Here is a 25,184-nt window from a genome sequence, read left to right as displayed (position 1 = left end):
ACCATAATCAACCGGGAGGATCACATGACCGAGGTCGGACATTTCATCGGCGGCCAACGCGTCGCCGGCACCAGCGGGCGCACCGCCACTCTCTTCAACCCCGCCACCGGCGAGATCCAGGGCACCGTCGCTCTCGCCAGCGATCAGGAGCTCGCAGCTGCCGTCGAAAATGCCAAGGCGGCGCAGCCGAAATGGGCGGCGACCAATCCGCAGCGCCGCGCGCGGGTCTTCATGAAGTTCGTTCAACTCCTGAACGAGAACATGGACAGCTTGGCGGAGACCCTGTCCCGCGAACATGGCAAGACGATCGAGGACGCCAAGGGCGATATCATCCGCGGGCTCGAAGTCTGCGAGTTCGTCATCGGCATTCCGCATCTGTCGAAGAGCGAGTTCACCGAAGGCGCGGGGCCGAATATCGACATGTATTCGATCCGCCAGCCGGTCGGCATCGGCGCGGGCATCACGCCCTTCAACTTCCCGGCCATGATCCCCATGTGGATGTTCGCCCCGGCGATCGCCTGCGGCAATGCGTTTATTCTCAAGCCGTCCGAGCGCGATCCCTCCGTGCCGATCCGGCTTGCCGAGCTGATGATCGAGGCCGGCCTGCCGGCCGGCATCCTGAACGTCGTCAATGGCGACAAGGGCGCGGTCGATGCGATCCTCACCCATCCCGATATTTCCGCCGTCTCCTTCGTCGGCTCGACGCCGATCGCGCGCTACGTCTATGGAACGGCGGCGCTGAACGGCAAGCGGGCGCAGTGCTTCGGCGGCGCCAAGAACCATATGATCATCATGCCCGATGCCGATCTCGACCAGGCGGCGAGCGCGCTGATGGGCGCCGGCTACGGCTCGGCCGGCGAGCGCTGCATGGCAATCTCGGTGGCGGTGCCGGTCGGGGAAGAGACGGCCAACCGGCTGATCGACAAGCTGACGCCCATGGTGGAGAGCCTGCGCATCGGCCCCTATACGGACGAGAAGGCCGATATGGGCCCGGTCGTCACGAAGGAGGCGCGCGATCGCATTCTCGGCCTCATCGACAAGGGCGTGGAAGAAGGCGCCAAGCTGGTCGTCGATGGCCGCGGGTTCAAGCTGCAGGGCTATGAGGACGGCTATTTCGTCGGCGGCTGCCTGTTCGATCATGTGACGCCGGACATGGACATCTACAAGACCGAGATTTTCGGGCCGGTCCTCTCGGTGGTGCGCGCCAAGACCTATGAGGAGGCGCTCGAGCTGCCCATGAAGCATGAATATGGCAATGGCGTCGCGATCTACACGCGCGATGGCGATGCGGCCCGCGATTTCGCCTCGCGCATCAATATCGGCATGGTCGGCGTCAACGTGCCGATCCCGGTGCCGCTCGCCTATCATTCCTTCGGCGGCTGGAAGTCCTCCTCCTTCGGCGATCTCAACCAGCATGGCACCGATTCGATCAAGTTCTGGACGCGGACCAAGACGGTGACCAGCCGCTGGCCCTCGGGCATCAAGTCCGGTGCCGAATTCGTCATGCCGACCATGAAGTAGACTGGCCGCCAAGGCCGGGAGGGGAGGGGCTCCGGGATGGGGGCCCCTTTTCTGCGTTTCGCCCTCTGGCCGAGCGGCGTGCTTTTCTTGACCTTTCGAGGAAGGTTGCTGCTTTTTGGAATTGTTCCAAACTGCAATGCGTCCTATATCTGCTGCCTGATCGCGATGGCGGCCGGCCTCTTGCCGGTGCCATCGGCGGAACGGGATCCTCCCCGTCCTCACCTGCGGAGTTCGCAATGCGCCTGACCAAGCAGACAAACTACGCCGTTCGCATGCTGATGTACTGCGCAGCCAATGACGGGCGTCTCAGCCGCATTCCGGAAATCGCCAAGGCCTATGGCGTGTCGGAGCTTTTCCTGTTCAAGATCCTGCAGCCACTGAGCAAGGCGGGTCTCGTGGAAACCGTGCGCGGCCGCAATGGCGGCGTGCGTCTGCCAAAGCCGGCCACCGACATTTCTCTCTTCGACATCGTCAAGGTGACGGAAGACAGTTTCGCCATGGCCGAATGTTTCGAGGCGGGCGAGATCGACTGTCCGCTGGTCGACAGCTGCGGGCTGAATGCCGCGCTGCGCAAGGCGCTGAACGCCTTCTTCGAAGTGCTTGCCCAGTATTCGATCGACGATCTCGTCAAGGCACGCCCGCAGATCAACTTCCTGCTCGGCATCGACAATCTCCCGCGTCCGCCGCGGATCCAGCCGCAAACGGCGGCCTGATTCGCAACCGCACGGTGACGGAGAGGGTTCAGGACGCCGCGAGATATTCCCGCAGCAGAAACTCGATCGAGGTCGGGTCGAGTTCGGCCTTGTCGAGCCGAAAATCGACACCATAGTCTTCAAAGGCCTGGAAGTAGGGATCGGCGAGCGACGACGAGATGACCCCGATTGGCCCGATGAATCCTGCCTGGCGGATCAGCGGCACGGTCTTGCGGAAGTCGACTTCGTGCTGCAGGCGATTGTCGATCAGCACCATCGACACCGGCTCGCCGGAGGCGATCAGCGCCAGCGCAGCATCCACCGTTTCGCAATAGGTGAGCGCGAGATCGAAGTTCTGCACCTTGCGCAGCTGGCGGGCCAGGAGAATCTGCTCGGCTGGGTCGTCGTCGACAAGGAGAATATGAACGGTCTGGCTCATCGGGCGCTCTGTTCGTCTTCGCTCAATTGCTTAATTGGAAGAGGAGGGCAGCCCGCAGCACCGGCAGGCATCCCGGGCATCCTATTGGATGATCTGCTCGCGGATCGCCTTGGCGACCATTTGCGTGCGATTGACCACGTCCAGCTTCTTCAGGATGGTGGCCGTGTGCGAATTGATCGTGTGTTCCGACACGGAGACGATGAGCGCGATCTCGCTCGCCGTTTTGCCATGCGAGATCCACCGCAAAATCTCCGTCTCCCGCGGCGTCAAACCCATGCCCGACTTGTTGGCGAGCGAAATCCGCGCGAAATAATCAAAAATGGCGGCCGACTCGTAGCTGAGTCCATAAAGCGCGGCTTTCTCAATATCTTCATTATCGCCGAAATAGAGCACGGCAAAGCGCTGTCCAGTGATGGTGGCGACCGGACAGCAGACGAGCAGTTCGAAACCGAGCTGCGCGGCGATGTTCTGCCCATCCTCGGCCGCATCATCTGCCTTCCACACGGACGCGATCGTGGAGGCATGCAGGCTTTTCAGCAGCGCCGAGCCGGCGAAGCGGTGCCGCCGATCATATTCTTCGGCAAGCCCGGAGGGCAGATCGTGCAGCACCAGCCGCGACGTGAGGGGGGAGGTGTCCGCTTCGCTCCCCAGTTGCATCACGCCGAAATGGTCGAATCCATGGCTGAGCGTCGCGGTGTGGAACAGGCGGAAGAAATCGACTCGGTTGAGCGCCTTCTCCAGGTCGGCGCTCAACTCGAAACAGCGATGATTACTCAAGAGGGTCGCCACGGGGGACACCTTCATATAGTGCAGAATCGCGAGTCTATCGCCAAATTGTAGGTAAGCAACTACCTACACGCGAGCCTCCGCAAAATCATACGGGCCTGTTTCAAAAAAACTAGTGGGAAACGGTCGGGAGGATCCCTTGAGTCGCGGCTGCCACCCCGTATGGCTCTTGCGTCCTCCAGATCCTCCCGGTCCCCGCAAGAGCGGTCTTGCCACATCATTCCTGAGCCGACTATCCGGGCCACTTGGGATTGACAGAAGAGAACGCTTGTGCGGTGGCCATCGCTCCAAAGGAATCATCTGTCGTGGATAAGGTAAGGATTGGGTTATTTTTCCGCTTGGACAAAATTTGAAGCGGCGTTATTGCAATAGTCTGACAAATGTCGTTCCATCTGCGACGGATGGGCGGTGTTGGTTGCTGCTCGAAAAAATGACGAAGAACGAAGAACAAAACTGGGAAAATCGTTCATGAAAAAGCTTCTTACGCTGGTCGCGGCCAGTGCGCTCGCGACGCTGATGGCCGGCTCGGCCTGGTCCAAGACCCTGGTTTATTGCTCTGAAGCCTCTCCGGAAGGCTTCGACCCGGGCCTCTACACCGGTGGCCAGACCTTCGACGCGTCCTCGCGCACCGCTTATAACCGCTTGGTCGAGTTCAAGAAGGGTGGGACCGAAATCGAGCCTGGTCTTGCCGAAAGCTGGACCATTTCTGACGATGGTACGGTTTATACCTTCAAGCTGCGCAAGGGCGTCAAATTCCAGACGACCGACTTCTTCACGCCGAGCCGCGAGCTGACGGCCGACGACGTGGTCTTCTCCTTCGAGCGCCAGCTCAAGGCCGACAACCCGTGGAACAAATATGTTGCCGGCGGCGCCTGGGAATATGCCGATGGCATGGGCTTCCCGGGCCTCATCAAGGCAGTCGAGAAGGTGGACGACCTGACGGTCAAGTTCACGCTCAACCGTCCGGAAGCGCCGTTCCTCGCCGATCTCGGCATGGACTTCGCCTCGATCCTTTCGAAGGAATATGCCGACAAGCTGGCTGCCGACGGCAATATGGCGCAGCTCAACCAGATGCCGCTCGGCACCGGTCCCTTCGCCTTCGTCGCCTATCAGCCGGACGCGGTCATTCGCTACAAGGCCCATCCCGACTATTGGAACGGCAAGCAGAAGGTCGATGATCTGGTCTTCGCCATCACCACCGATGCGTCTGTCCGCGCCCAGAAGCTCAAGGCCGGCGAATGCCATGTGATGCCCTATCCGAATGCGGCCGACGTCGCGGACCTCAAGAAGGACGAGAACCTGACCGTCCTCGAACAGCCGGGCCTCAACGTTGCCTATCTCGCCTACAACACCACCCAGGCTCCGTTCGACAAGCCGGAAGTGCGCAAGGCGCTCAATATGGCCATGAACAAGCAGGCGATCGTCGACGCCGTGTTCCAGGGTGCGGCGTCCGTTGCCAAGAACCCGATCCCGCCGACCATGTGGTCCTATAACGACAAGATCGAAGACGACAAATACGATCCGGAGGCCGCCAAGAAGGCGCTCGAAGCGGCTGGCGTTTCGGGTCTGAAGATGAAGATCTGGGCTATGCCGGTCTCGCGTCCCTACATGCTCAACGCGCGTCGCGCGGCCGAGCTGATGCAGGCCGACCTTGCCAAGGTTGGGGTCGAGGTCGAGATCGTCTCCTATGAGTGGGCCGAGTACCTGAAGCTCTCCAAGGACAAGAACCGCGACGGCGCGGCCATCCTCGGCTGGACCGGCGACAATGGCGATCCGGACAACTTCCTCGACACGCTGCTTGGCTGCGAGGCTGTTGGCGGCAACAACCGCGCGCAGTGGTGCAATCCGGAATTCGACAAGGTCGTGAAGGCTGCCAAGGCCTCCTCCGACCAGGCCGAGCGCACCAAGCTCTATGAAGAGGCGCAGGTCATCTTCAAGCGCGAAGCACCCTGGGCAACGATCGATCACTCGGTCGGCTTCACGCCCATCTCCAAGAAGGTCACTGGCTTCGTCATGGACCCGCTTGGTATCCACCGCTTCGAAGGCGTCGACATCGCCGAATAAGCGTCTTCAAGACAACGCCCGGCCCGCCGGGCCTTTGCCGGCGGTCGGGGCAACCTGGCCGCCGGATCATTTGGGTAGAAGTGAATGTTCCGCTTTATTCTCGGGCGCCTCGCGGTCCTGATCCCGACCTTCCTCGGCGTCTCCCTGATCGCCTTCTCCTTCATCCGCCTGCTTCCCGGCGACCCGGTCATGCTGATGTCCGGCGAGCGGGTGATGTCGGAAGAACGTCATGCGGCGATCATGCATGATCTCGGCCTCGATCGGCCGATGTATGTGCAGTATTTCGATTATCTCGGCTCTGTGGTCCAGGGCGACCTCGGTACCTCCATCGTCACCAAGCGGCCCGTGCTGCAGGATTTCCGGGCGCTGTTCCCCGCGACACTCGAGCTGTCGCTCTGCGCGATCCTCCTTGCGGTCGCCCTCGGCGTGCCCGCCGGCGTCTTCGCGGCCGTCAAGCGCGGCACCTGGTTCGACCAGTCTGTGATGGGTGTGGCGCTGGTCGGCTATTCCATGCCGATCTTCTGGTGGGGCCTGCTGCTCATCATCTTCTTTTCGGGCTATCTGCAGTGGACGCCGGTTTCGGGCCGGATTTCGCTCATGTATTTCTTCCCGCCCACCACCGGCTTCATGCTGATCGACAGCCTGCTTTCCGGTCAGTCCGGCGCCTTCCGCTCCGCGCTCTCCTATCTGATCCTGCCGACCATCGTGCTTGCCACCATCCCGCTCGCCGTCATCGCGCGGCAGACGCGCTCGGCCATGCTCGAGGTGCTGAGCGAGGATTACGTGCGCACCGCGCGTTCCAAGGGGCTCTCGCCGTTCCGGGTGATCGGCATCCACGGCCTGCGCAACGCTATGATCCCGGTCATCACCACGATCGGCCTGCAGGTCGGCGTGCTGCTTGCCGGCGCCATCCTGACCGAAACGATCTTCTCCTGGCCGGGCATCGGCAAGTGGATGGTCGATGCGGTGTTCAAGCGGGACTATGCGGTGGTGCAGGGCGGCCTGCTGCTGATCGCCGCCGTCATCATGCTGGTCAATCTGGCGGTCGACGTCACCTACGGCTTCATCAATCCGCGTATCCGTCACTAGAGGCTGACACGCGAACCGCGGCGACGCTTCCGGCGCGCCGCATCCGGGAGAGGGGCGTGCGGTGTAAGCGCCGAGCCCCGCCCGACCCGTTTTCTTCTCTTTGCCCTCGTAGCAAAGGCCAGGAGCACACAATGAGCATGGCCACCGCCAAGACGACGAGCCATCCCTCCGCCGCTGCGGAGTTCTGGTACTATTTCTCCCGCAACAAGGGCGCCGTCATCGGACTGGCGGTCTTCCTGATCATCCTGTTCGTCGCGATCTTTGCGCCCTTCGTCGCGCCGCATAGCCCGAGCGAACAGAACCGCGAAGCGCTTCTCATGCCCCCGGTCTTTGCCGCCGGCGGCCAGTGGAGCTATATCCTCGGCGCGGACGCCGTGGGGCGCGACATTCTCTCCCGCCTGATCTACGGGGCGCGCTTCTCGCTGTTCATCGGCCTCGTCGTCGTCAGTCTCTCGGTCGTCTCCGGCGTCCTCATCGGGCTGATCGCCGGCTTCTTCCGTGGCTGGGTCGATACGGCGATCATGCGGGTGATGGATATCATCCTCGCCTTTCCCTCGCTGCTCCTGGCGCTGGTGCTCGTTGCCGTGCTCGGGCCGGGCCTGCTCAATGCCATGGTGGCGATCTCGCTCGTCAACCTGCCGCATTTCGTCCGCCTCACCCGCGCCTCGGTCATGACCGAGCGCAGCAAGGATTACGTGATCGGCTCGCAGGTGGCCGGCGCCGGCATCTGGCGCATCATGTTCCTCACCATCCTGCCCAACTGTCTGGCGCCGCTGATCGTGCAGGCGACGCTCGCCTTCTCCGCCGCCATTCTCGACGCGGCCGCGCTCGGCTTCCTCGGCATGGGCGCCCAGCCGCCGACGCCGGAATGGGGCACCATGCTTTCCGAGGCGCGCGAATTCATCCAGCGCGCCTGGTGGGTCGTGACCTTCCCCGGCCTTGCCATCCTCATCACCGTGCTCGCCATCAACCTGATGGGCGATGGCCTGCGCGATGCCCTCGATCCCAAGTTGAAGAGGTCGTGATGCCGCTTCTCGATATTCAGAACCTCACTGTCGAGTTCCAGACCTCCACCGGCGTGTTCCGCGCCGTCGATGGCGTCTCGCTTGCCTGCGACAAGGGCGAGATCCTGTCGATCGTCGGCGAATCCGGTTCCGGCAAGTCCGTCTCCATGCTCGCCGTCATGGGCCTTCTGCCCTGGACGGCCCGCATCACCGCCGACCGCATGGTCTTCGACGGGCGCGACCTTTTGAAACTCTCGGCGCGTGAGCGTCGCAAGATCATCGGCCAGGACATCGCCATGATCTTCCAGGAGCCGATGTCGAGCCTTAATCCCTGCTTCACGGTCGGCTACCAGCTGGGCGAGACGCTGCGCATCCATATGGGCCTCGACCGCGCCGCCCGGCGGGCACGCTCGATCGAGCTGTTGAAGCTGGTCGGTATCCCGGCGCCGGAGGACCGGCTCGGCAATTTCCCGCATCAGATGTCGGGCGGCATGAGCCAGCGCGTCATGATCGCCATGGCGCTCGCCTGCAATCCGAAGCTCCTCATCGCCGACGAGCCGACCACCGCACTCGACGTGACCATCCAGGCGCAGATCCTCGATCTCCTGATCCGGCTGCGTGAGGAGCACGGCATGGCGCTGGTGCTGATCACCCATGACATGGGCGTGGTGGCGGAAACCGCCGAGCGCGTGCAGGTGCAATATGCCGGACAGAAGGTCGAGGAGCAGCCGGTCAAGGCGCTGTTCCGCGATCCGCATCATCCCTATACGGCGGCGCTGCTCGCCTCGCTGCCGGAGCGCGCCCGGGTCGGCGAGCGCCTGCCCTCGATCCAGGGCGTGGTGCCCGGCCAGCATGACCGACCGGAGGGCTGTCTCTTCTCGCCACGCTGCGCCTTTGCCACCGATCTCTGTCGGCGCACCGTGGTCAAGCAGGGGCCGGAGCTCGGCCAGGCGCTCTGCAACTATCCCCTGATCGGCGGAATCCCGCAGAACCACCCGACGATGACCGTCGAACTTGCCAGCGAGGATGCCCGATGAGCAACACCAATCCCACCGCCGGCCCCATCGCCAGCCTTGCCGCATCCGTTCCGGTCGTCAGCGGCCGCGACCTGCAGCGCTTCTATTCGGTCAAGCGCGGACCGTTCAAGCCGGCCGCCACCGTCCGCGCGCTGAACGGCGTCACCTTCGAGCTTCACTCCGGCCGCACGCTCGCGGTCGTCGGCGAATCCGGCTGCGGCAAGTCGACGCTCGCCCGCCTCGTCACCATGATCGAGGATCCGAGCGGCGGCGAGCTGCTGATCGACGGCAAGCCAGCGCGCGTCGGCGACCGCTCGCTGCGGTCCCTCGTGCAGATCGTCTTCCAGAACCCCTACGGCTCGCTCAATCCGCGCCAGAAGGTCGGCACGCTGCTGGAAGAGCCGTTAAAGATCAACACCTCCGACGATGCCGCCACGCGGCGTGCCAAGGTGGAGGACATGATGCGCAAGGTGGGCCTCCGCCCCGAGCATTATGACCGCTATCCGCACATGTTTTCCGGCGGTCAGCGACAGCGCATTGCGATTGCACGCGCGCTGATGCTGCGGCCGAAGGTGCTGGTGCTCGACGAGCCCGTTTCGGCGCTCGACCTGTCGATCCAGGCGCAGGTGCTGAACCTCTTGATGGACCTGCAGAAGGAGATGGGCCTCGCCTATCTCTTCATCTCGCATGGCCTTTCGGTCGTGCGCCATATCGCCGATGACGTAATGGTCATGTATCTCGGCCGGCCGGTCGAGACCGGCTCGGCAGAGGCGGTCTTCGCGGCCCCGCAGCACCCCTACACCGCAGCCCTTCTCTCCGCGACGCCGATCGCCAATCCGGAGGGCGAGCGCCGCCGCATCGAGCTGAAGGGTGAGCTGCCGTCGCCGCTGAACCCCCCAAGCGGCTGTCCCTTTAACCCGCGCTGCTGGAAGGCGACGGACCGCTGCCGTGAGATCATGCCGGCGCTGGCTGGCACAGCGGATCATCACTTCGCCTGCTACCATCCGCTCGGCGATGTCCCGCCATCGCCGCCGGAGGGCAGTTCGACAGCTTCCTGACGGCAAGGATCGGGCATCGCTGGGATGTTTCCCCGGAGTGTGTGATGCCCGTCCTCCTCGCAGCGCTGGTCGTTGCCCTTGCTGCCCTCTCTGCTTTCGCCGCAGAGGAACGCTGCACAGCCGCGCCGCGCGAACGATGGATGAGCCGCGAGGCAATCGCGCAAAGAGCCGGCGAGGCCGGTTATCGCGACATCGATGAGGTGCTGGTCGAGGGCACGTGCTATGCGCTGCATGGGCGAACCATCGACCACCTCAGGGCCAAAATCCTAATGAACCCCATCACCGGCGACGTGATGCATGCGGAGACCTATCGATAGTCGGCGGCGTCTCGCCGCTTTTCCCCGCGCTCAAAGCTGTTAATCTCCGCTCGAGTTGAAACCGGATCCCCTTCATGCGCCTTCTTCTCGTCGAGGACAGTGCCCGTCTTGCCGAACTCCTGGGCGAGACCGTGCGCGAGGCCGGCTGGCGGCTGGATGCGGTGACGACGATCGCCGATGCGGAGGCAGCCCTCTCGCTCGGCGAGCACGATCTGGTCCTCCTCGATCTCGGCCTGCCCGATGGCAACGGGCTCGATCTGCTGCGCAGCATCCGCCGCAATCACAAGGATCTGCCCGTTCTCGTCATCACCGCCCGCGGGTCGATCGAGGAGCGGATCGAGGGGCTGGATGCTGGAGCGGACGACTATCTGGTCAAGCCGTTCCATCACCGCGAATTTTTGGCCCGCTGCCGCGCCATGCTGCGCCGCAGCCCGACCGCCCTGCAGCCGGTGCTCGAATGCGGCGACCTGCGCTTCGATCCCGCGACGGCGGAGCTTAGCTGTGCCGGTGCGCCCGTTCCACTGCCCCCGCGCGAGCGCGCGCTGGTCGAGCTCCTGATGCGGGATGCCGGCCGCGTGGTCCAGAAGAGGAAGCTCGAACTCACCCTTTCCGAATATGGGGAGGAGATGACGGCGAACGCCCTGGAGCTTGCCGTCTCGCGCCTGCGCAAGAAGCTGCAGCCGCTCCCCGCCCAGGCCAATCTCGTCACCGTTCGCGGTGTCGGCTACATGCTGCAGGCCGACCCGTGACGACGCTCACCAACCGCTCGCTGATCAGCATCGTCGCCTGGCGTATCGTGATCTTCGCCATGCTGGCCCTGATGCTCGAATTCGGCATCGTCATCCTGCAATATTGGTCGAACGACGAGGATCTGGCCGGCTCGATCATCGCGGAAGAGACCGAGCGTCTGGCAAGCGGCATCGTCGCCACCGACGACCGGCTTTCCTTCGTCATGAGCCCGGGCCTCCTCGAGCGCTACACCATGCGCGAGGGCGAGACCGAGGGTGGCATTTTCGTACGCGTGCGCACGGCGGCAGGCGCCGTGCTTTATTCGAATTGCGAGGAAATGTGCCAGCGCCACTTCCTGCCGATCGAGGTCAACCCGCCGGACCTGTGGCAGCGGGAGATCGCGGCCGGCAAGCCGCTCAGCGTCGCGGGCGGGCGCTCCTTCCGCATGGGCGGCCGGGAGATCTTCGTCGAGCTGGCGGTGCTCGGCGATCCGCATAATTTCGTTGCCGGCGTGCTTCTGCACGAGCTTCGCGACCATCTCATCATCCCCATGCCGCTGATGTTCGGCCTGGTCGCGGGCGCCACGATCCTCTCCGTCGGCGCGGCGCTGAAGCCGGTCACGGCTGCGGCGAAGGAGGCAGACCGGATCGATCCGCGCGCGGCGCTGCAGCCGCTGTCGATCGAGGGCATGCCGCGCGAGGTGGCAACCTTCGCCGGTGCCGTCAACCGCCTGCTCGACCGCGTCGCCGATCTCATCCAGTCGCAGAAGATCTTTTCCACCTCGATCGCCCATGAGATCCGCACGCCGGTCGCCGTGGTGCGCATGGAGCTGGAGCGCATCGACGATCCGCGCGCCCGCAAGGCGGAGAAGGACCTTGATGCGCTGACCCACATGCTGGAGCAGCTGACCTCGCTCGCCAAGCTCGACGTCGTTGATGCCAGCGCCTTCCGCATGGTCGACCTCGAGACCATGGCCGGCGACAGCGTCGCCTCGCTCGCCCCTTATGTTTTCGAGAGCGGACGCACGCTGGAATTCGTCGGCGAGAGCGGCATCAGCCCGATCCGCGGCGTCCCGGCGCTGATCGAGAACACGGTCAGCAATCTCGTCGGCAATGCGGTCAAGCACACGCCCAAGGGCACGCATATCACCGTGCGCGCGGCAGCCCCCGCCGTGCTGGAGGTGGTCGACGATGGTCCCGGCTTCAGCCACTCTCCGACCCAAGTGCTGGAACGCGGCCGCACGAAGAGCTCGGACGCGCTGGGCGTCGGCCTGCGCATCGTCGAACGCATCGCCGAGCTCCACCAAGCGCGGCTGGTGGTGGACAGCGACCAGGGCAGGGGAACCCGGGTGCGCGTCGAGTTTGCCGCGGAGGAGCAGCCGGCGACGAAGATCGAGGCCTGAGGAACGAAGCATTCGGTCGTCAGTGCAAGCCACCGCCAGCCTTGGATGCCTCAGACGAATCCGAAGGCGTTGAAGGTGGCGTGAAGCAGGATGCTGGCGCTGAGCGACCGGGTTCGGAGCGCCACGACGCTTGTGATCAGGTTCAGGCAGAATGTGCCGACCTGCTGAGGCGCATAGCTGACATCGTGCATCGCGCTGAAGATCACCGAGGAAAAGAGGAAGATCGGGACGACACGATCTCGGAACAGCACACAGACCGCCGTCAGAACAATGCCGCGGAAGATAGGTTCTTCGAAGAGTGGCGGGAGGACGCAGAGGTCGAAGATAGTCTCACCGGTCAGATCCACGAAATCGTAACTTGGATCGATTGAGCGCGCCCAGAGCTTCACGGTAATCCGAACCGCGACAATGGCGGCAAGTGCGAAGGCGAGGAGGCGCCAATGCTCTTTTTCGGGGACATCGATCCTGCCTGTCAGCTGCGCGATCGGGATCTGAAAGCTGTATCGGGATGAGAGGATGATCACCCCAGGAACAGCAGTTCGAAGAGCAGCGTTGCGAAGTCGATGCGGACGAGATTGGCCCAGTAGTAGTAGCCGAGTAGGAAAGAGAGGAGGACGGCCGCGGCACCGGCAGGTGAAAGGCTTTCGGCACGCTCCACGCAGGACTGCCTGATCGAACGGAGGGACATTGGCGCGCAACCTCGGCATACACAGCGGCGCATGAATATAAGAAAAATCTAAATCTGACGAGCGGATTCATGCGTCTCGAATAGCCTTGCCGGATATGCTGGCTTTCGCGCCTGTGGTCCGCCCCGCCGCCGCGGGCAGAACGGGGTTTTTCTTGCTTCCAAAACCCTGTAAGCCGCGCGTGTCATCCTCAAGCTCTGGCTGTGCCGAGCGGTGAAAAAAGGAAGCTTTCCATGGATATCAAGCGTTTCGAGACCGGGCCCCGTATGAGCCAGGCCGTCGTGCACAATGGCACGGTCTATCTGGCCGGCCAGGTCGGCAAGCCGGGCGATGATGTCGCCACGCAGACCGGTCAGGTCCTCGAGCAGATCGACCGGCTGCTCGCCGCCGCCGGCACAGATAAGACCCGCATCCTCTCCGCCACCATCTGGCTGGCCGACATGGCTGACTTTCAGAAGATGAACGCCGTTTGGGATGGTTGGGTGCCGGCCGGCCATGCGCCGGCGCGCGCCACCGGCGAATCCAAGCTTGCCGGACCGGAATATCTGGTCGAAATCATCGTCGTCGCAGCCCTCTGAGCCGCGACATGGTCAGGGCGCCCCGCCTTGCGGGCGGGCGCCCATCTTGCGCCTCAACGCAGTCTACTCGCCAATGCGAGCAATGCCCGTTTCGCCATTATCACGCACCCACTTCACCTTGCCGGGGCCGGCATCGGACAGCTCGAAGCACATGCTCTTGCCGTCATACCAGGTCTTGAACTGCTGGCAGAGCTTGTCGGATTGAATCCACCACCGTCCGTTGTCCTTCGGCTTGATGAACTTGCCGAGGCCGACTGCGTCGCCGTCGCCGCTCACCGTCCCGGAAGACGCATAGTTCAGCGGAAATTCGCCGCCCATCGGCGCCGCGAGATAGATCGTGCGACCAATGATCTTCTCGCGAATCTCGGCTTCCTTCAGCGTTTCCGCCGTGGCGAGGCCGGCGGAGGCCAAAAGGATGCTTAACATCAACACGGTCTTTCGCATGCGCTTCTCCATTCCCGACGGGATCGTTACGCGCCTTGAGCGAGGGCGGATCATGCCTCCGGCAATCGATAGGCGCGTGGCACCCTGCCGGTCAGCGCTAGAGGAGGATCTTCTCGATCATCATGGAACAAGCAGTCGATCGGCGCGTTCTATTATGCGAAAGAACGCAGGCGCGACGATGCGGAAGCAGGCCGCGGCCGGTTCCATCCACTGTTCCGAGGATATTACCATGCTCTACTGGCTCCCGCGCATCGGGATGATTCTGCTCGTCTGTGCCGCTCTCGCCTTCGGCGCCTTTTCCGCAAGCTCGGACGATGTGGCGCGCACCCTGATGGTCGTCCTTCTAGGCCTCGGCCTCTTCTCCGTCACCCTGCGGATCTTCCCGCCGGAACGCTACTGAGCGGTAGCCTCAGACGGCGGTGAGCAGAATGCTCGTTTCGCTGTTCAGCACCCCATCGATCGTGCGCACCTCACGCAGCACGCGATCGAAATCCTGAAGCGATGCGGCGCTGATCTCGGCCACGAGATCCCAGGCGCCGTTCGTCGTGTGGAGCTTGTGGATTTCGGGAAAGCCCCGCAGTCGCCGGACGATGGCACTGGTCGATTTGCCGGTCACCTCGATCAGCATGATCGCTCGCACGCCGGAGCCGTCATGCTCCTCTCTGGCGCGCACGGTGAAGCCGAGGATGGCGCCCTGCGCCAGCATCCGGTCGATCCGCGCCTGGATCGTGCCGCGGGTCACGCCCAGAATATCGGCGAGCTTCGAGACCGGCGCGCGGCCATCGCTGCGCAGCAGCGCCAGGAGTTGGCGATCGAGGTCATCCAGCCGAACAGTCACTTTGTCCTATCTCCCTCAGCGATTTGCGTGATCCATAGCACGATTTGCCGCAGGCGCGCGATTTCGGGCAGCACCACGCCGGGTTATGCTGGGCTCTCTTCGGACAGCAGAGGGACCCGCAGATGCTCGCCAAACCGCCCGTTGCCCAAAAGCTCAATGTCGTTCCCTTTGTCAGTGTCGATCACATGATGAAACTGGTGCTCTCGGTCGGGATCGAACGGTTCCTGACGGAGCTCTCGGACGTGATCGAGGCAGATTTTCGTCGATGGGAGCATTTCGACAAGACCCCGCGCGTCGCCGCTCATTCGCCGGACGGGGTCATCGAGCTGATGCCGACCTCCGATGGCGCGGCCTATGCGTTTAAATATGTGAATGGCCATCCGAAGAACACGCGCAACGGCCTCCAGACGGTGACTGCCTTCGGTGTGCTTGCCGATGTCGAAAGCGGCTATCCGGTGTTGCTCACCGAAATGACCATCCTGACAGCGCTGCGCACCGCCGCCACCTCGGCCGTGGCCGCCAAGCATCTGGCGGCAAAGGGCGCGCGGACGATGGCAATCATCGGCAATGGCGCCCAGGCCGAGTTCCAGGCGCTGGCCTTCAAGGCGCTGCTTGGGATCGACCGGCTCCGCCTCTATGACATCGATCCCTCGGCCAGCGAGAAGTGCCGCCGCAATCTCGAAGGCTTCGGCTTCGACATCACGCTCTGCGCCAGCACGGCGGAGGCGGTGCAGGGGGCGGAGATCGTCACCACGGTGACCGCCGACAAGCAATATGCGACGATCCTCACCGATAACCTCGTCGGCGCCGGCATCCACATCAATGCGGTCGGCGGCGATTGCCCTGGCAAGACCGAGCTTCATCCGGATATTCTGCATCGGTCCGAGATCTTCGTCGAATATCCGCCGCAGACCCGCATCGAGGGCGAGATCCAGCAATTGTCGCCCGACCATCCGGTCACCGAACTCTGGCAGGTCATTGCCGGCAAGGCTGACGGGCGCCGCGATCCTGGCCAGATCACCCTCTTCGATTCCGTCGGCTTTGCGACAGAGGATTTCTCAGCGCTGCGCTATGTCCGCTCGAAGCTGGATGGCACGTGCTTCTTCGAGGAACTCGATCTCGTCGCCGATCCCGACGAACCACGCGATCTCTTCGGCATGCTGCTCCGCGCTCAGCACGCCTGACGTGTGGTGTTGCGGTTTTCTCCTCTTTTAGTAAGTTGGAACTTTCCTTTCTTCTCCGCGTTCCTCAGCGTCGCGGGGCGACCAGTCCTTGCGCCACGTTCGCGCGCGCGCCTCATGGCGAGGCTGAGAGACAGAACGCCTTGGTCGATTGACCATGCGTGACCAGGAAAGGTGGGGGGATGGCATCGGCGATACCAGAGCGGGCGCTCTTCAAGGCGAAGAAGAAGGGCGAGATCCCGGCTGCGACGCCGAGCGAGGAGGCGCTGGACTTCACACCCAAGAGTGGTCTCGACCTCGTCGTCGCCTGGAGCATCGTCGGCACCTTCGTCGTCGCCATGTCCGCCGTGGTCTACACGATGGAATCGATCCTGATGCCGGTGACGCTGGCAATCGTGGTTGGCATGGTGCTGGGCCTGGCGGCCGACAAGCTGGAGCGCTTCGGCTTGCCGCCGGCGCTGGGCGGCCTCGCCTTCGGCATCCTCTTCGTGATCCTCATCTTTTTCTTGATGAACGAACTCATCGACCCGCTTTCCAACATCGCCGCTGAAATGCCGTCGCTGATCGAGAAGGGCGTGCAGCGCGTCCTGCCCTATCTCGAACGCTTCGAATGGGCGCGACGGGCTATTGCCGGTGCGGATGAGAAAGCCATGGCAGACATGGCGATCGCCAATGCGGGCGCCATGCTCGGCGTCGTGGCCGCCGGGATCACACCCGCCTTCGTGCAGACGCTGATCTTCCTCGCCGCTCTCGGCCTGTTCCTGCTCGGCCGCGCGCATCTGCGCAAGACGATCATCATGGGCTTTGCCACCCATGACCGTCGGCTGGCGGCCATCCGCGTCATGAATGCGACCGAAAGTGCGGTCGGCTTCTACTTCTCGACGGCCAGCCTGATCTATCTGACGCTCGGCACGATCACGGCGCTGATCGCCTTTCTGGGCGGCCTGCCGGCGGCCGCGCTCTGGGGCCTCTTCGCCTTCGTCTCGAGCTTCATCCCCTATCTCGGCGTCACCGCCATGACGCTCGCGCTGGCCTGCGCCGGGCTGATGACGCATGACGCGCTGTTCTTCGCGCTGCTGCCTGCGACCCTGTTCTTCCTCCTGCATCTGGTCATGGAGAACCTGGTCACACCCGCGATTCTCGGCCACCGGCTGGAGATCAATCCCTTCCTGATCTTCGTCGCCATCATCTTCTGGACCTGGATGTGGGGCGCAGTCGGCGCCATGCTCGCCATGCCCCTGTCGCTGATCGCCATGACGATCTTCAACGAGGTCCGCACCCGGCCGCCGGAGCGCCAGCTGCCGGGCTGAGATCCTATCGACCCTTTGTTTCGGGGTTTGGCCTTCAGCCGGCGCTTAGGCCCGGCCGGCCTGGGCGTTCTCGTCGAAGAACAGAGCCTGGCTGATCAGCGCCTTCACCATGTCGGGATTGAAGGGCTTGGTGACGAGGAAGGCGGGCTCCGGCTTTTCGCCGGTCAGCAGCCGCTCGGGGAAGGCAGTGATGAAGATCACCGGGACGGTGGTGCTCGCGAGGATCTCGTTCACCGCGTCGATGCCCGAGCTTCCATCCGCAAGCTGAATATCGGCCAGCACCATCTTGGGCTTGGTCCGGTGGAAGAGTTCGACTGCCTCGCTATGGGTGCGCGCGACCCCGGCGACGCCATGGCCGAGGCTCTTGACCATGTCTTCGATATCCATGGCGATCAGCGGCTCGTCCTCGATGATCAGGATCTCGGTCACCACCTGCCGGGCAATGTCCTGTGAGGCGGCGCTGATCAGACGGTTTGTTTCCTCCTCGGAGATACCGAGGATCTCGGCGGTTTCCGCCCGCGTGAAGCCTTCGACGGAGACGAGCAGGAAGGCCTTGCGAGCATCCGGGGCGATCCGCGAGAGATTGGCGGCAGCCTTCTTCTCCCAGCCGAAGGGCGAGTCCGTCTCCGGCAACTCGATGCTGATCGTATCGAACTGCGTGCAGTAGAGCTTGAACAGGCTGACCCGGTCGCTGGAGGCGGCGGGGAAGAGCGAGAGATCGGCGATTAGCGCTTCCAGCACGGCCGCGACATAGGCGTCACCCGATGTCTGCGATCCGGTAATGGCGCGGGAAAAGCGGCGCAGATAGGGGAGGTGAGCGGCGATCCGCGTGGAAAGTGACATTTGAGACGTCCTTCAGTATGGTATCGCCTGCGTGACAGGTCTGTCGCTCATGGGTTCCCGAGTCGGGCCTCAAGCGTTTGACCATGTTTCGCCGCGGATGAAAAGTTTGCGGGGCGCATTTCCGGGCGGCCGAAAGGGATAGTAAGCAAAGTGTTAAATTCGAAACGACCGGTCCGAGGAGAGATCTAGGATGGGAGATCGTCCTGCCAAGCCGCGCAGCGATCGTCCCGTCAAGCCGCACAGCGCGGCCGTGGTCGCCAGCGGGTCGGTCGCACTCGACAGTCAGATCGCCGACAAGCTGAAGGCGCTCTATACCTCCGTCGAACAGGAGCCGATCCCGGACATCTTCCTCGACCTTCTCGAGCGCCTGGACAGGGCAGAACGAGGCGGAACGGACTAGGCGCTGCCGCCGCCATCTCGGGAACGGTGTTGTGCGCGCAAGACATGGAAAAGCCCCGGCCAGGACCGGGGCTTTTCCGTTAGATCCGTCTGCGATCAGCAGGCGGCGATGTAGCGGCGGCCATAGCGGTCGCGATAGTAGCAGCGGCCCGGCTCGTTGGCACGGCCGATCAGGGCGCCGGCAACACCGCCGACGGCAGCACCGACAGCGGCGCCACGAACATTGCCGGTGGCAACGCCACCGATGATGGCGCCAGAACCGGCGCCGATGGCCGCGCCGCGCTCGGTTTCAGAGCAAGCGGCGAGCGGCAGGATGAGGGCGACGGCGAGAAGAGCTTTTTTCATGATGATTTCCTTCAGCTAGACAAAAATGAACAGGGGTGATGCGCAGGGCTTCTTCAGATTCGTCCCATCAACACCAGAACGAGAAGGATGATCACCACTAGGCCCAGTCCTCCCGAGGGACCGTAGCCCCAGTTACGACTATGCCCCCAGTTCGGCAGCGCGCCGATCAGGAGGAGGATAAGAATGATCAGGAGGATTGTGCCGAGCATGGCAGGTCCTTTCGGGTTCAATCGAAGTGCGAGGCAAAAACGTGGCATTCCCGCTTTTGTTCCACACACTTGCATCTTTGTGAGCGTCTGATGATGGAGCGCTGATCCGCATCGCGCCCACCCCACAGCGAGGGGTTGTCTCCGCCCTCTCCAAAGCGTTCCGGCCTGTGTCGACGAGGAACTTTTGCGCGGCTCGGCGCGTTAGCGGGCCGTGAAACACGAGGGAGGTCGCGAGAAGGAATGCGAAGTCCTGTCCTGTCTTCACCCCGGCCATGAGGGCCGGCGCCGGGTCCAGCCGAGCTTCCGTTCCGCGCCCGGATCAAAATCCCCTTCACGCCGGTTCTTCATCCCACAGGACTGGTCGCGCCTTGTCCGTCCTGTTTCCCAAGGAGTTTCCGATGATTCTCAAGTCTTTCCTCGCCGGCACCGCGTTTGCCGCGGGCCTCGCCACCGCCGCCGTCGCCCAGCAGCAGGCCGCCCCTGCGCCTTCGGCGCAATCCTCGACGGCCGGTTCAGCCGGCGAGCAGATGCTTGCCTCCGCCGTGATCGGCAAGACCGTCTATGCGGGCGGCGACGAGGAGGGCGAATCGATCGGCAAGGTGCGCGACGTGGTCATCAACCCGACCGGCGGCACGGAAGCGCTGATTGTCGGCGTTGGTGGTTTTCTAGGTATCGGCGAGAAGGACGTGGCGATCAATTTCGACCGGGTCACCTGGTCTGATCGTGACGGCGAACGCATCCTGGTTGCCTCGGTCACCAAGACCGACCTCCTCGCTGCACCGCCCTTTGAGATGAAGCCGGTCATGGATCCCGCAGTCAACACCGGCGATGCCGCCGCTCCCGCACAGACCGGCAGCGCGCCGCTCGCGACCCCGGAGAACACGGAAGTGCCGCTCGATGCCGCTGGCGCCAGCGCGGCGGCCAGCCGCGCGGCGGGGCAGACGCCGGCTGCGGGAACGACGCCGGACATGACCGATCCCGATGCGCCGCTCGATCCGGCCGGCAACGGCACGGTGCCGCCGGATGACGAGCTGAAACCGGTCGACCCCGCGATGCTCAGCGCCGGCAAGCTGATCGGCACGCCGGTCAAGCAGGCCGATGACAGCCAGATCGGCAAGGTCGGCGATGTGATCCTCGGGGACAACGGCGCACTGGAGGCCTACGTCATCGATGTCGGCGGTTTCCTGGGGCTCGGCGAGAAGCCGGTGGCCATGAGCGCCCGCGACATTCAGGTGATGGCGGATGCCAAGGGCGCGATGACCATCTATTCGCCCTTCACCAAGGAGCAGCTGGAGAAGCAGCCTGCCTATGAGGAGAAGGCCTACAAGGCGAACCCCTCGTCCATCCTGCTCACCAATCCGAAGCCGTAACGGGCAGGGTTCCGCCGAGAGCCGCTCGACCGACCCCGGTCAACCGACCCCGCCGCGCCATTGCCCTTTGCCGCGGCGGGGATGACAATGGCGTCCGGCCGGGCAACTTTGCTCGCCTCTTTCCTCCGCAGGAGATCGCGATGAACATCACCCGCGCCGGCTCCGTGCCGTCCACCCCGGGCTCGCCGGATTATTTCACCGGCACCGTGCGGCTCGATGCCGCCTTCAAGACCACGCTGCCAGCCCGCCTCACCGGCGTCACCGTGACCTTCGAACCGGGCGCGCGCACCGCCTGGCATACGCATCCGCTCGGACAGACGATCATCGTCACGGCCGGCTGTGGCCGCGCCCAGCGGGAAGGCGGGCCGGTCGTCGAGATCCGCCCCGGTGATATCGTCTGGTTCTGGCCCGGAGAGAAGCATTGGCACGGCGCGTCCCCGACCACCGCCATGACCCATATCGCCATCGCCGAAGCGCTGGACGGCAAGGTGGTCGACTGGCTGGAGCAGGTCAGCGACACGGACTATAGCGCACGGGTCTCCGACTGAACGCGTCGGGCGAGGGGCGTTGCGTGCGCCCTCTTGCCTCTGATCGGCCCGTTACGCCTTGCGGGCCGCCTCCACCGCCCGTTCAAGGCGTGCGCCGTCATAGGGCTTGCCGAGCAGCACGGCCTTGTCGACTGCCTGCGCAGGCAGGTGGCTGTCGCCGGTGGCGAAGACCACGCCGATCTGCGGCTTGACGGCCCGGATTCGCCGGGCAAGCTCGCTGCCCGGCATGTCGGGCAGTCCGAGATCGGTAACGAGCACATCGATCTCCCGGCTTTCGAAGAGCGCCAGCGCAGCGCCGGCCGTCGCCGCTTCGCAGACCTCGTAGCCGCGTTCGTCCAGAAGGTCGGCCGTGTTCATGCGGATCAGGTCATCATCCTCGACCAGCAGCACCCGGCAGGGTCCCTCCACCTTCACCGTCCCATCCGCTGGTCGTTGCGCTGCGTCGGCGCTGCCTCGACTGGGCGGGGCGAAGCCAGCCGCCATCCGGGCCTGATCACGATTGGCGAGCAAATGGCGCAGCCGCCGGGCCAGCGCCTCCCTTGTATAAGGCTTCGAGAGAAGCTCGACCCCGGCATCAAGCTTGCCGCCATGGACGATCGAGTTCTCCGTATAGCCGGAGGTGAAGAGCACGACGAGTTCCGGCAGGCGTTCCTTGGCGCGCCGCGCCATTTCACGGCTCTTCAGCGGGCCGGGCATCACGACATCGGTAAAGACGAGATCGATCGGGATGCCGCTTTCGACCACCGTCAGGCCGGCCTGCGCATCCCGCGCGGTGAGCACGCGGTATCCGAGCTCCGACAGCGTCTCGACCACCGTCTCGCGCACGGCCTCGTCATCCTCGACCACCAGGATCGTCTCGTTGCCGCCGACGATCGGCCCGGCCTTGATGGCGACCTCGCGATCCTCGTCGGCATGGGCGCGGGGCAGATAAAGCCGCACCGTCGTTCCCTGTCCCAGCTCGCTGTAGATCTTCACATGGCCGCCCGATTGCTTGACGAAGCCATAGACCATGGAAAGGCCGAGACCGCTGCCCTTGCCTTCGGGCTTGGTGGAGAAGAAGGGGTCGAAGACCCGCTCCAGCACCTCCGGGGTCATGCCGGCTCCCGTATCCGTCACCGCCACCATGACATATTGGCCGGGCTCCACATCGGCATGCGCGCGCGCGTAATCGGCATCGAGCGAAGCATTGGCTACCTCGATCGTCAGCGTGCCCGCCCCCTTCATCGCGTCGCGCGCATTGATGGCGAGGTTCAGCACCGCATTCTCCACCTGGGTCGGATCGACGAAGGTGTTCCAGAGGCCGCCCGAGACGATGGTTTCCACCTCCACCGCCTCGCCGATCGAGCGGCGTAGGAGATCGTCCATGCCGTTCAGGAAGCGAGCAATATTGATGACCTTCGGCTCGAGCGCTTGGCGGCGGCCAAAGGCGAGCAACTGGCTGGCGAGCTTCGCCCCGCGGCTGACGCCGGCCAGGGCATTGGTCACCCGACGCTCGGCGCGCTCATTTCCGGCGACGTCGCGGGCGAGAAGCTGCAGATTGCCGGCCACCACCTGCAGCAGATTGTTGAAGTCATGGGCGACGCCGCCGGTCAGCTGGCCGATCGTCTCCATCTTCTGCGACTGCTGCAGCGCCTTCTGGGTGATCATCAGTTCGCTGGTGCGCTGTTCGATCCGGCTTTCCAGCGTGGCATTGAGCTCGGCCAGGGCCGCCTCGTTGCGCTTGGCATGTTCGATGTCGGTATTCGTGCCGATCCAGCGCTGGATGCGGCCGGCCTCGTCACGAACGGGAACTGCGCGCACCAGATGCCAGCGATAGACGTGATCCTTGCGGCGCAGGCGATATTCGGTCTGGTAGAGCGTGCCGGTCTCGAGCGCGTTCTGCCAGGCGGATAGCGCCGACGCACGGTCGTCCTCGTGAATGAAGGGGGTGAGGCCCTCCGGCATGTCTTCCGGCCCGCAGCCGGTAAAATCATAGACGCGATCGTTGAACCAGGTCGACCGCCCGGCGGGGTCGGCGGTCCAGACATGGTTGAGCATCGACTGCGAGAGCGTGCGGAACTCGGCCTCGCTCGCTCGTAGCGCCATCTCCATGCGCCTCTGGCTGGAGCGGTCGTTGAAGAGGACCGCGACATGGCCGCTCCCCGGCCCGTCAATCGGAAAGGCCTGGACCTCGAACCAGCGGCCGTCGAGCTCCGAAGCCGGGTTCTCGAAGGCGATCGCTTCCTGGTCGCGCGCCACCTTGCCGTAAAGGTCGAACCAGAACTGCTCGTGATGCGGCGCGATCTCCCGCATGCGCCGGCCGACCGCATCCTCGATGCCGCTCTGGAACCGGAAGGCGGCATTGACCTCCAGGAATTCGTAGTCGACGGGCTTGCCGTCTTCATCGAAGATCATGCGGATGATGCAGAAGCCGGCATCCAGTCGCTCGAACAGCGAGCGGTAGCGGCCCTGGTGACGCATCGCCTCGCGCTCGGCCTCGCGGCGCTCGGTCACGTCGAACAGGACGCCGGGAAGGCGTGCAGCACGGCCCTCGACGCCGGGCACAAAGCGGCCGCGCGCCGCGACCTCGCGCAGGCGGCCATCAGCATGGTGAACCCGGTATTCGCTGGTGAACAGCCCGCCATTGGTCAGCGTGTGCAGGATCTCGGAAGCCACGCGTTCGCGATCGGCATCGTGAATGCCGGCGGTGAAGCGCTCGAGCGGCAGCCCGTCGCGCGCCTCGTCCGGATCGAGCCCGAAGGCCGCGGCGAAGCGGGCATCAACCATGACCCGGTCGCGTCCGATGTCCCAGTCCCAGGTGCCGATCACTTCGCTATGGGACAGCGTCAGTTCCAGCTGCTCGCGCAGGCTCTGATGGGCGCGCAGCGCCAGCGCCGTCAGGCCGCCGGGCGCGGCCACGGTCGAAATCGACAGGTCGACAAGCCGCCCGTCGCGCGTCCGGAAGCGCTCGTCGCCCTCCGGACGCAGGCTCTGGAGCGGACGCCCCACCACATCGGCGGCCTGCCAGCCCAGCATGAACTCGGCCCCATCGCTCCAGCCGGTCACGGTCTCTTCGGCATCGATGAAGATCAGCGGCACTGGATTGGATGTATCCATGGGTGGGCAGGCACTTTCAGCAACGGCCGGTGGCCGAGAAAAATCCGCGGGCACATACCATTTGGCAGCCTGACCCGCAAACGGATTGGTCCCTTCATGGATTTAAAGGAAAGTGATGACTAACGCAGTTCCCGCGATTGACAAGCGCGGACAGGAACCGATGCGCCGCCGCCGCGTTGGGCCATCACAACCGCCAATGCGGCAGAAGGAGATCATAACAATGGACAGTTCGAAGACAGTTGCTCCAGGTCAGGATCGCGACGACCGGCCGCTCGACGCCCCGCATGCGCCGGAGGCGATCGAGAGCGATAGCCAGCTTCACGATCGCGAGGATGAAACGGCGATTGACCCCGATGACACGGCGACGCTCGCCGCACGCCGGGAAGCAGCCCGCCAACATGGCGATGCCTACATCGTCGCCAGCGACCTTGAGGATGCCGATCAGCGCGAAGCTGCACCTGGAACGCGCGAACAGGATTGAATCCGCGGAACCTTCGCGCATTGGTCGCGTTAAATTGTCACAGGCCGGGAGGATCCGGCTCCAACAGAGACCGAAAGGAAGCCCGTCATGAACCAGCGCTTCGACCCGAACGAAAAGCGTCCTGCCAATCCGACCACCTGGCCCGCCGACAGTGCGACGGCTCGTGAGGAAGCCCGCGCCGCCGACCCGCTTGCCCGCCCCGTCAATGATCCGATCGTCAACAATTCGGTCGATATCAATACACCGGTGACCGCCTCGCGCCGCAGCAGCTGGCCGATCCTGATCATCTTGCTCGCCGGCCTGGCACTTGCCTTGCTCGTCTGGCTGCCGGCCGAGATGAACAACGGCTCCGACACCGCGACGCAGCCCGCTCCGGCTTCCGACACAGCAACGCCGCCGGCCGCCAACACGACCACGCCCGCTGCCCCGGCTGACACCCCGGCCGCAACCCCGAATGCAACCGCTCCGGCCGCTCCCGATGCTACGGCACCGTCGACCCCGCCGGCTGCTACCCCAGCTCCGGCCACCGGTGCCGCTCCGGCTCCGCAGAACTAAGCGCGGACAGAGATTTGAGATCAACGAATGGCGAGGCTTCGGCCTCGCCATTTTTCGTTTCCCAAGGCGAGCCGCGGCTCGGGCGTCGCGAATCTGCGTCCGCAGTGAACAAAAGCCGCGCTCGGCGGTTTCTTGGCAGACGCCCGCTCGCGACCACGAAGGCGCGGCACATCACCTCATAAGG

29 protein-coding genes are annotated in these 25,184 nt (G+C 64.0%); 19 read left to right on the top strand and 10 right to left on the bottom strand.

Features of this window, described 5'->3' with window-relative positions; genetic code table 11:
• Positions 1 to 24: 24 nt before the first annotated feature.
• Both ACLE20_RS03175 and rirA read left to right on the top strand, forming a co-directional pair.
• The gene (locus ACLE20_RS03175; RefSeq protein ID WP_410938782.1) at positions 25 to 1,521 is read left to right on the top strand and encodes a CoA-acylating methylmalonate-semialdehyde dehydrogenase; all 1,497 of its coding nucleotides are present in this window, start codon (positions 25 to 27) and stop codon (positions 1,519 to 1,521) included.
• A gap of 236 nt (positions 1,522 to 1,757) precedes the next feature.
• Entirely contained in the window at positions 1,758 to 2,234 is a 477-nt protein-coding gene (gene rirA / locus ACLE20_RS03170; protein ID WP_410938781.1) for an iron-responsive transcriptional regulator RirA, read from the top strand.
• Between the two features lie 28 nt (positions 2,235 to 2,262).
• Here the strand turns inward: rirA and ACLE20_RS03165 are convergent, their stop codons facing one another.
• Entirely contained in the window at positions 2,263 to 2,652 is a 390-nt protein-coding gene (locus ACLE20_RS03165) for a hypothetical protein (protein ID WP_410938780.1), read from the bottom strand.
• A gap of 81 nt (positions 2,653 to 2,733) precedes the next feature.
• On the bottom strand, positions 2,734 to 3,441 hold the full coding sequence (locus ACLE20_RS03160) for a helix-turn-helix transcriptional regulator (protein WP_410938779.1): 708 nt from the start codon (positions 3,439 to 3,441) through the stop codon (positions 2,734 to 2,736).
• Positions 3,442 to 3,906: 465 nt separating this feature from the next.
• Here ACLE20_RS03160 and ACLE20_RS03155 point away from each other — a divergent pair, with 465 nt between their 5' ends.
• The 8 genes from ACLE20_RS03155 to ACLE20_RS03120 all read left to right on the top strand — a co-directional run bounded on the left by ACLE20_RS03155 (position 3,907) and on the right by ACLE20_RS03120 (position 12,117).
• Complete coding sequence (locus ACLE20_RS03155; RefSeq protein WP_410938778.1) at positions 3,907 to 5,502, top strand: ABC transporter substrate-binding protein; 1,596 nt, start codon at positions 3,907 to 3,909, stop codon at positions 5,500 to 5,502.
• Positions 5,503 to 5,586: 84 nt separating this feature from the next.
• Complete coding sequence (locus ACLE20_RS03150; RefSeq protein ID WP_410938777.1) at positions 5,587 to 6,591, top strand: ABC transporter permease subunit; 1,005 nt, start codon at positions 5,587 to 5,589, stop codon at positions 6,589 to 6,591.
• Between the two features lie 131 nt (positions 6,592 to 6,722).
• The gene (locus ACLE20_RS03145; protein WP_410938776.1) at positions 6,723 to 7,616 is read left to right on the top strand and encodes an ABC transporter permease subunit; all 894 of its coding nucleotides are present in this window, start codon (positions 6,723 to 6,725) and stop codon (positions 7,614 to 7,616) included.
• A complete protein-coding gene (locus ACLE20_RS03140) occupies positions 7,616 to 8,632 on the top strand; it encodes an ABC transporter ATP-binding protein (protein WP_410938775.1) in 1,017 nt (338 codons plus the stop codon). The genes ACLE20_RS03145 and ACLE20_RS03140 overlap by 1 nt, the downstream gene beginning before the upstream one ends.
• On the top strand, positions 8,629 to 9,669 hold the full coding sequence (locus tag ACLE20_RS03135) for a peptide ABC transporter ATP-binding protein (RefSeq protein ID WP_410938774.1): 1,041 nt from the start codon (positions 8,629 to 8,631) through the stop codon (positions 9,667 to 9,669). The genes ACLE20_RS03140 and ACLE20_RS03135 overlap by 4 nt, the downstream gene beginning before the upstream one ends.
• 44 nt (positions 9,670 to 9,713) lie before the next feature.
• Positions 9,714 to 9,986: a PepSY domain-containing protein gene (locus tag ACLE20_RS03130; protein ID WP_410938773.1), complete on the top strand. Its 273-nt coding sequence runs from the start codon at positions 9,714 to 9,716 to the stop codon at positions 9,984 to 9,986.
• 74 nt (positions 9,987 to 10,060) lie between these two features.
• Positions 10,061 to 10,735: a response regulator transcription factor gene (locus tag ACLE20_RS03125; protein WP_410938772.1), complete on the top strand. Its 675-nt coding sequence runs from the start codon at positions 10,061 to 10,063 to the stop codon at positions 10,733 to 10,735.
• Positions 10,732 to 12,117 (top strand): sensor histidine kinase, encoded by a 1,386-nt coding sequence (locus ACLE20_RS03120; protein ID WP_410938771.1) that lies wholly within the window; start codon positions 10,732 to 10,734, stop codon positions 12,115 to 12,117. Before ACLE20_RS03125 ends, ACLE20_RS03120 begins: the two co-directional genes overlap by 4 nt.
• Positions 12,118 to 12,167: 50 nt before the next feature.
• Here the strand turns inward: ACLE20_RS03120 and ACLE20_RS03115 are convergent, their stop codons facing one another.
• Both ACLE20_RS03115 and ACLE20_RS03110 read right to left on the bottom strand, forming a co-directional pair.
• Positions 12,168 to 12,641 carry a CPBP family intramembrane glutamic endopeptidase gene (locus tag ACLE20_RS03115; RefSeq protein WP_410938770.1) on the bottom strand — a complete coding sequence of 158 codons (474 nt, stop codon included), beginning with the start codon at positions 12,639 to 12,641 and terminating at the stop codon, positions 12,168 to 12,170.
• Entirely contained in the window at positions 12,638 to 12,805 is a 168-nt protein-coding gene (locus ACLE20_RS03110; RefSeq protein WP_410938769.1) for a hypothetical protein, read from the bottom strand. Before ACLE20_RS03110 ends, ACLE20_RS03115 begins: the two co-directional genes overlap by 4 nt.
• A gap of 231 nt (positions 12,806 to 13,036) precedes the next feature.
• Between ACLE20_RS03110 and ACLE20_RS03105 the strand changes: the two genes are divergently transcribed.
• A complete protein-coding gene (locus ACLE20_RS03105; protein ID WP_410938768.1) occupies positions 13,037 to 13,381 on the top strand; it encodes a RidA family protein in 345 nt (114 codons plus the stop codon).
• Positions 13,382 to 13,444: 63 nt separating this feature from the next.
• Here ACLE20_RS03105 and ACLE20_RS03100 read toward each other — a convergent pair whose 3' ends face one another.
• Positions 13,445 to 13,825, bottom strand: a complete 381-nt coding sequence (locus ACLE20_RS03100) for a hypothetical protein (RefSeq protein WP_410938767.1) — start codon at positions 13,823 to 13,825, stop codon at positions 13,445 to 13,447.
• 229 nt (positions 13,826 to 14,054) lie between these two features.
• Here ACLE20_RS03100 and ACLE20_RS03095 point away from each other — a divergent pair, with 229 nt between their 5' ends.
• Complete coding sequence (locus tag ACLE20_RS03095) at positions 14,055 to 14,225, top strand: hypothetical protein (protein WP_410938766.1); 171 nt, start codon at positions 14,055 to 14,057, stop codon at positions 14,223 to 14,225.
• A gap of 9 nt (positions 14,226 to 14,234) precedes the next feature.
• Here the strand turns inward: ACLE20_RS03095 and ACLE20_RS03090 are convergent, their stop codons facing one another.
• Complete coding sequence (locus tag ACLE20_RS03090; protein ID WP_410938765.1) at positions 14,235 to 14,663, bottom strand: Lrp/AsnC family transcriptional regulator; 429 nt, start codon at positions 14,661 to 14,663, stop codon at positions 14,235 to 14,237.
• Positions 14,664 to 14,785: 122 nt separating this feature from the next.
• Between ACLE20_RS03090 and ACLE20_RS03085 the strand changes: the two genes are divergently transcribed.
• Positions 14,786 to 15,847: an ornithine cyclodeaminase gene (locus tag ACLE20_RS03085; RefSeq protein WP_410938764.1), complete on the top strand. Its 1,062-nt coding sequence runs from the start codon at positions 14,786 to 14,788 to the stop codon at positions 15,845 to 15,847.
• A gap of 179 nt (positions 15,848 to 16,026) precedes the next feature.
• A complete protein-coding gene (locus ACLE20_RS03080) occupies positions 16,027 to 17,154 on the top strand; it encodes an AI-2E family transporter (RefSeq protein ID WP_410938763.1) in 1,128 nt (375 codons plus the stop codon).
• Positions 17,155 to 17,199: 45 nt separating this feature from the next.
• Here the strand turns inward: ACLE20_RS03080 and ACLE20_RS03075 are convergent, their stop codons facing one another.
• Positions 17,200 to 17,997, bottom strand: a complete 798-nt coding sequence (locus tag ACLE20_RS03075; protein WP_410938762.1) for a response regulator — start codon at positions 17,995 to 17,997, stop codon at positions 17,200 to 17,202.
• A gap of 190 nt (positions 17,998 to 18,187) precedes the next feature.
• On the opposite strand from ACLE20_RS03075, the gene ACLE20_RS03070 reads away from it, so the two are divergent.
• Positions 18,188 to 18,397: a NepR family anti-sigma factor gene (locus ACLE20_RS03070; protein WP_410938761.1), complete on the top strand. Its 210-nt coding sequence runs from the start codon at positions 18,188 to 18,190 to the stop codon at positions 18,395 to 18,397.
• Positions 18,398 to 18,492: 95 nt separating this feature from the next.
• Here the strand turns inward: ACLE20_RS03070 and ACLE20_RS03065 are convergent, their stop codons facing one another.
• Both ACLE20_RS03065 and ACLE20_RS03060 read right to left on the bottom strand, forming a co-directional pair.
• Positions 18,493 to 18,741: a YMGG-like glycine zipper-containing protein gene (locus tag ACLE20_RS03065; RefSeq protein ID WP_323106002.1), complete on the bottom strand. Its 249-nt coding sequence runs from the start codon at positions 18,739 to 18,741 to the stop codon at positions 18,493 to 18,495.
• Between the two features lie 53 nt (positions 18,742 to 18,794).
• The gene (locus tag ACLE20_RS03060; RefSeq protein ID WP_323106001.1) at positions 18,795 to 18,950 is read right to left on the bottom strand and encodes a DUF3309 family protein; all 156 of its coding nucleotides are present in this window, start codon (positions 18,948 to 18,950) and stop codon (positions 18,795 to 18,797) included.
• Between the two features lie 398 nt (positions 18,951 to 19,348).
• Here ACLE20_RS03060 and ACLE20_RS03055 point away from each other — a divergent pair, with 398 nt between their 5' ends.
• Together ACLE20_RS03055 and ACLE20_RS03050 are read left to right on the top strand one after the other, a co-directional pair.
• Positions 19,349 to 20,320, top strand: coding sequence for a PRC-barrel domain-containing protein (locus tag ACLE20_RS03055; RefSeq protein ID WP_410938760.1), 972 nt, complete (start codon positions 19,349 to 19,351; stop codon positions 20,318 to 20,320).
• A 140-nt stretch (positions 20,321 to 20,460) separates the two neighbouring features.
• A complete protein-coding gene (locus ACLE20_RS03050) occupies positions 20,461 to 20,868 on the top strand; it encodes a cupin domain-containing protein (protein WP_410938759.1) in 408 nt (135 codons plus the stop codon).
• 51 nt (positions 20,869 to 20,919) lie between these two features.
• Here the strand turns inward: ACLE20_RS03050 and ACLE20_RS03045 are convergent, their stop codons facing one another.
• Positions 20,920 to 23,964 carry a PAS domain-containing protein gene (locus tag ACLE20_RS03045; RefSeq protein ID WP_410938758.1) on the bottom strand — a complete coding sequence of 1,015 codons (3,045 nt, stop codon included), beginning with the start codon at positions 23,962 to 23,964 and terminating at the stop codon, positions 20,920 to 20,922.
• 220 nt (positions 23,965 to 24,184) lie between these two features.
• Here ACLE20_RS03045 and ACLE20_RS03040 point away from each other — a divergent pair, with 220 nt between their 5' ends.
• Together ACLE20_RS03040 and ACLE20_RS03035 are read left to right on the top strand one after the other, a co-directional pair.
• Complete coding sequence (locus ACLE20_RS03040; protein ID WP_410939149.1) at positions 24,185 to 24,445, top strand: hypothetical protein; 261 nt, start codon at positions 24,185 to 24,187, stop codon at positions 24,443 to 24,445.
• Between the two features lie 87 nt (positions 24,446 to 24,532).
• Positions 24,533 to 25,000, top strand: coding sequence for a hypothetical protein (locus tag ACLE20_RS03035; RefSeq protein WP_410938757.1), 468 nt, complete (start codon positions 24,533 to 24,535; stop codon positions 24,998 to 25,000).
• Positions 25,001 to 25,184: the final 184 nt, after the last annotated feature.

It is taken from the genome of Rhizobium sp. YIM 134829 (assembly GCF_046546455.1).
This window is presented reverse-complemented; position numbering and strand designations above follow the sequence as displayed.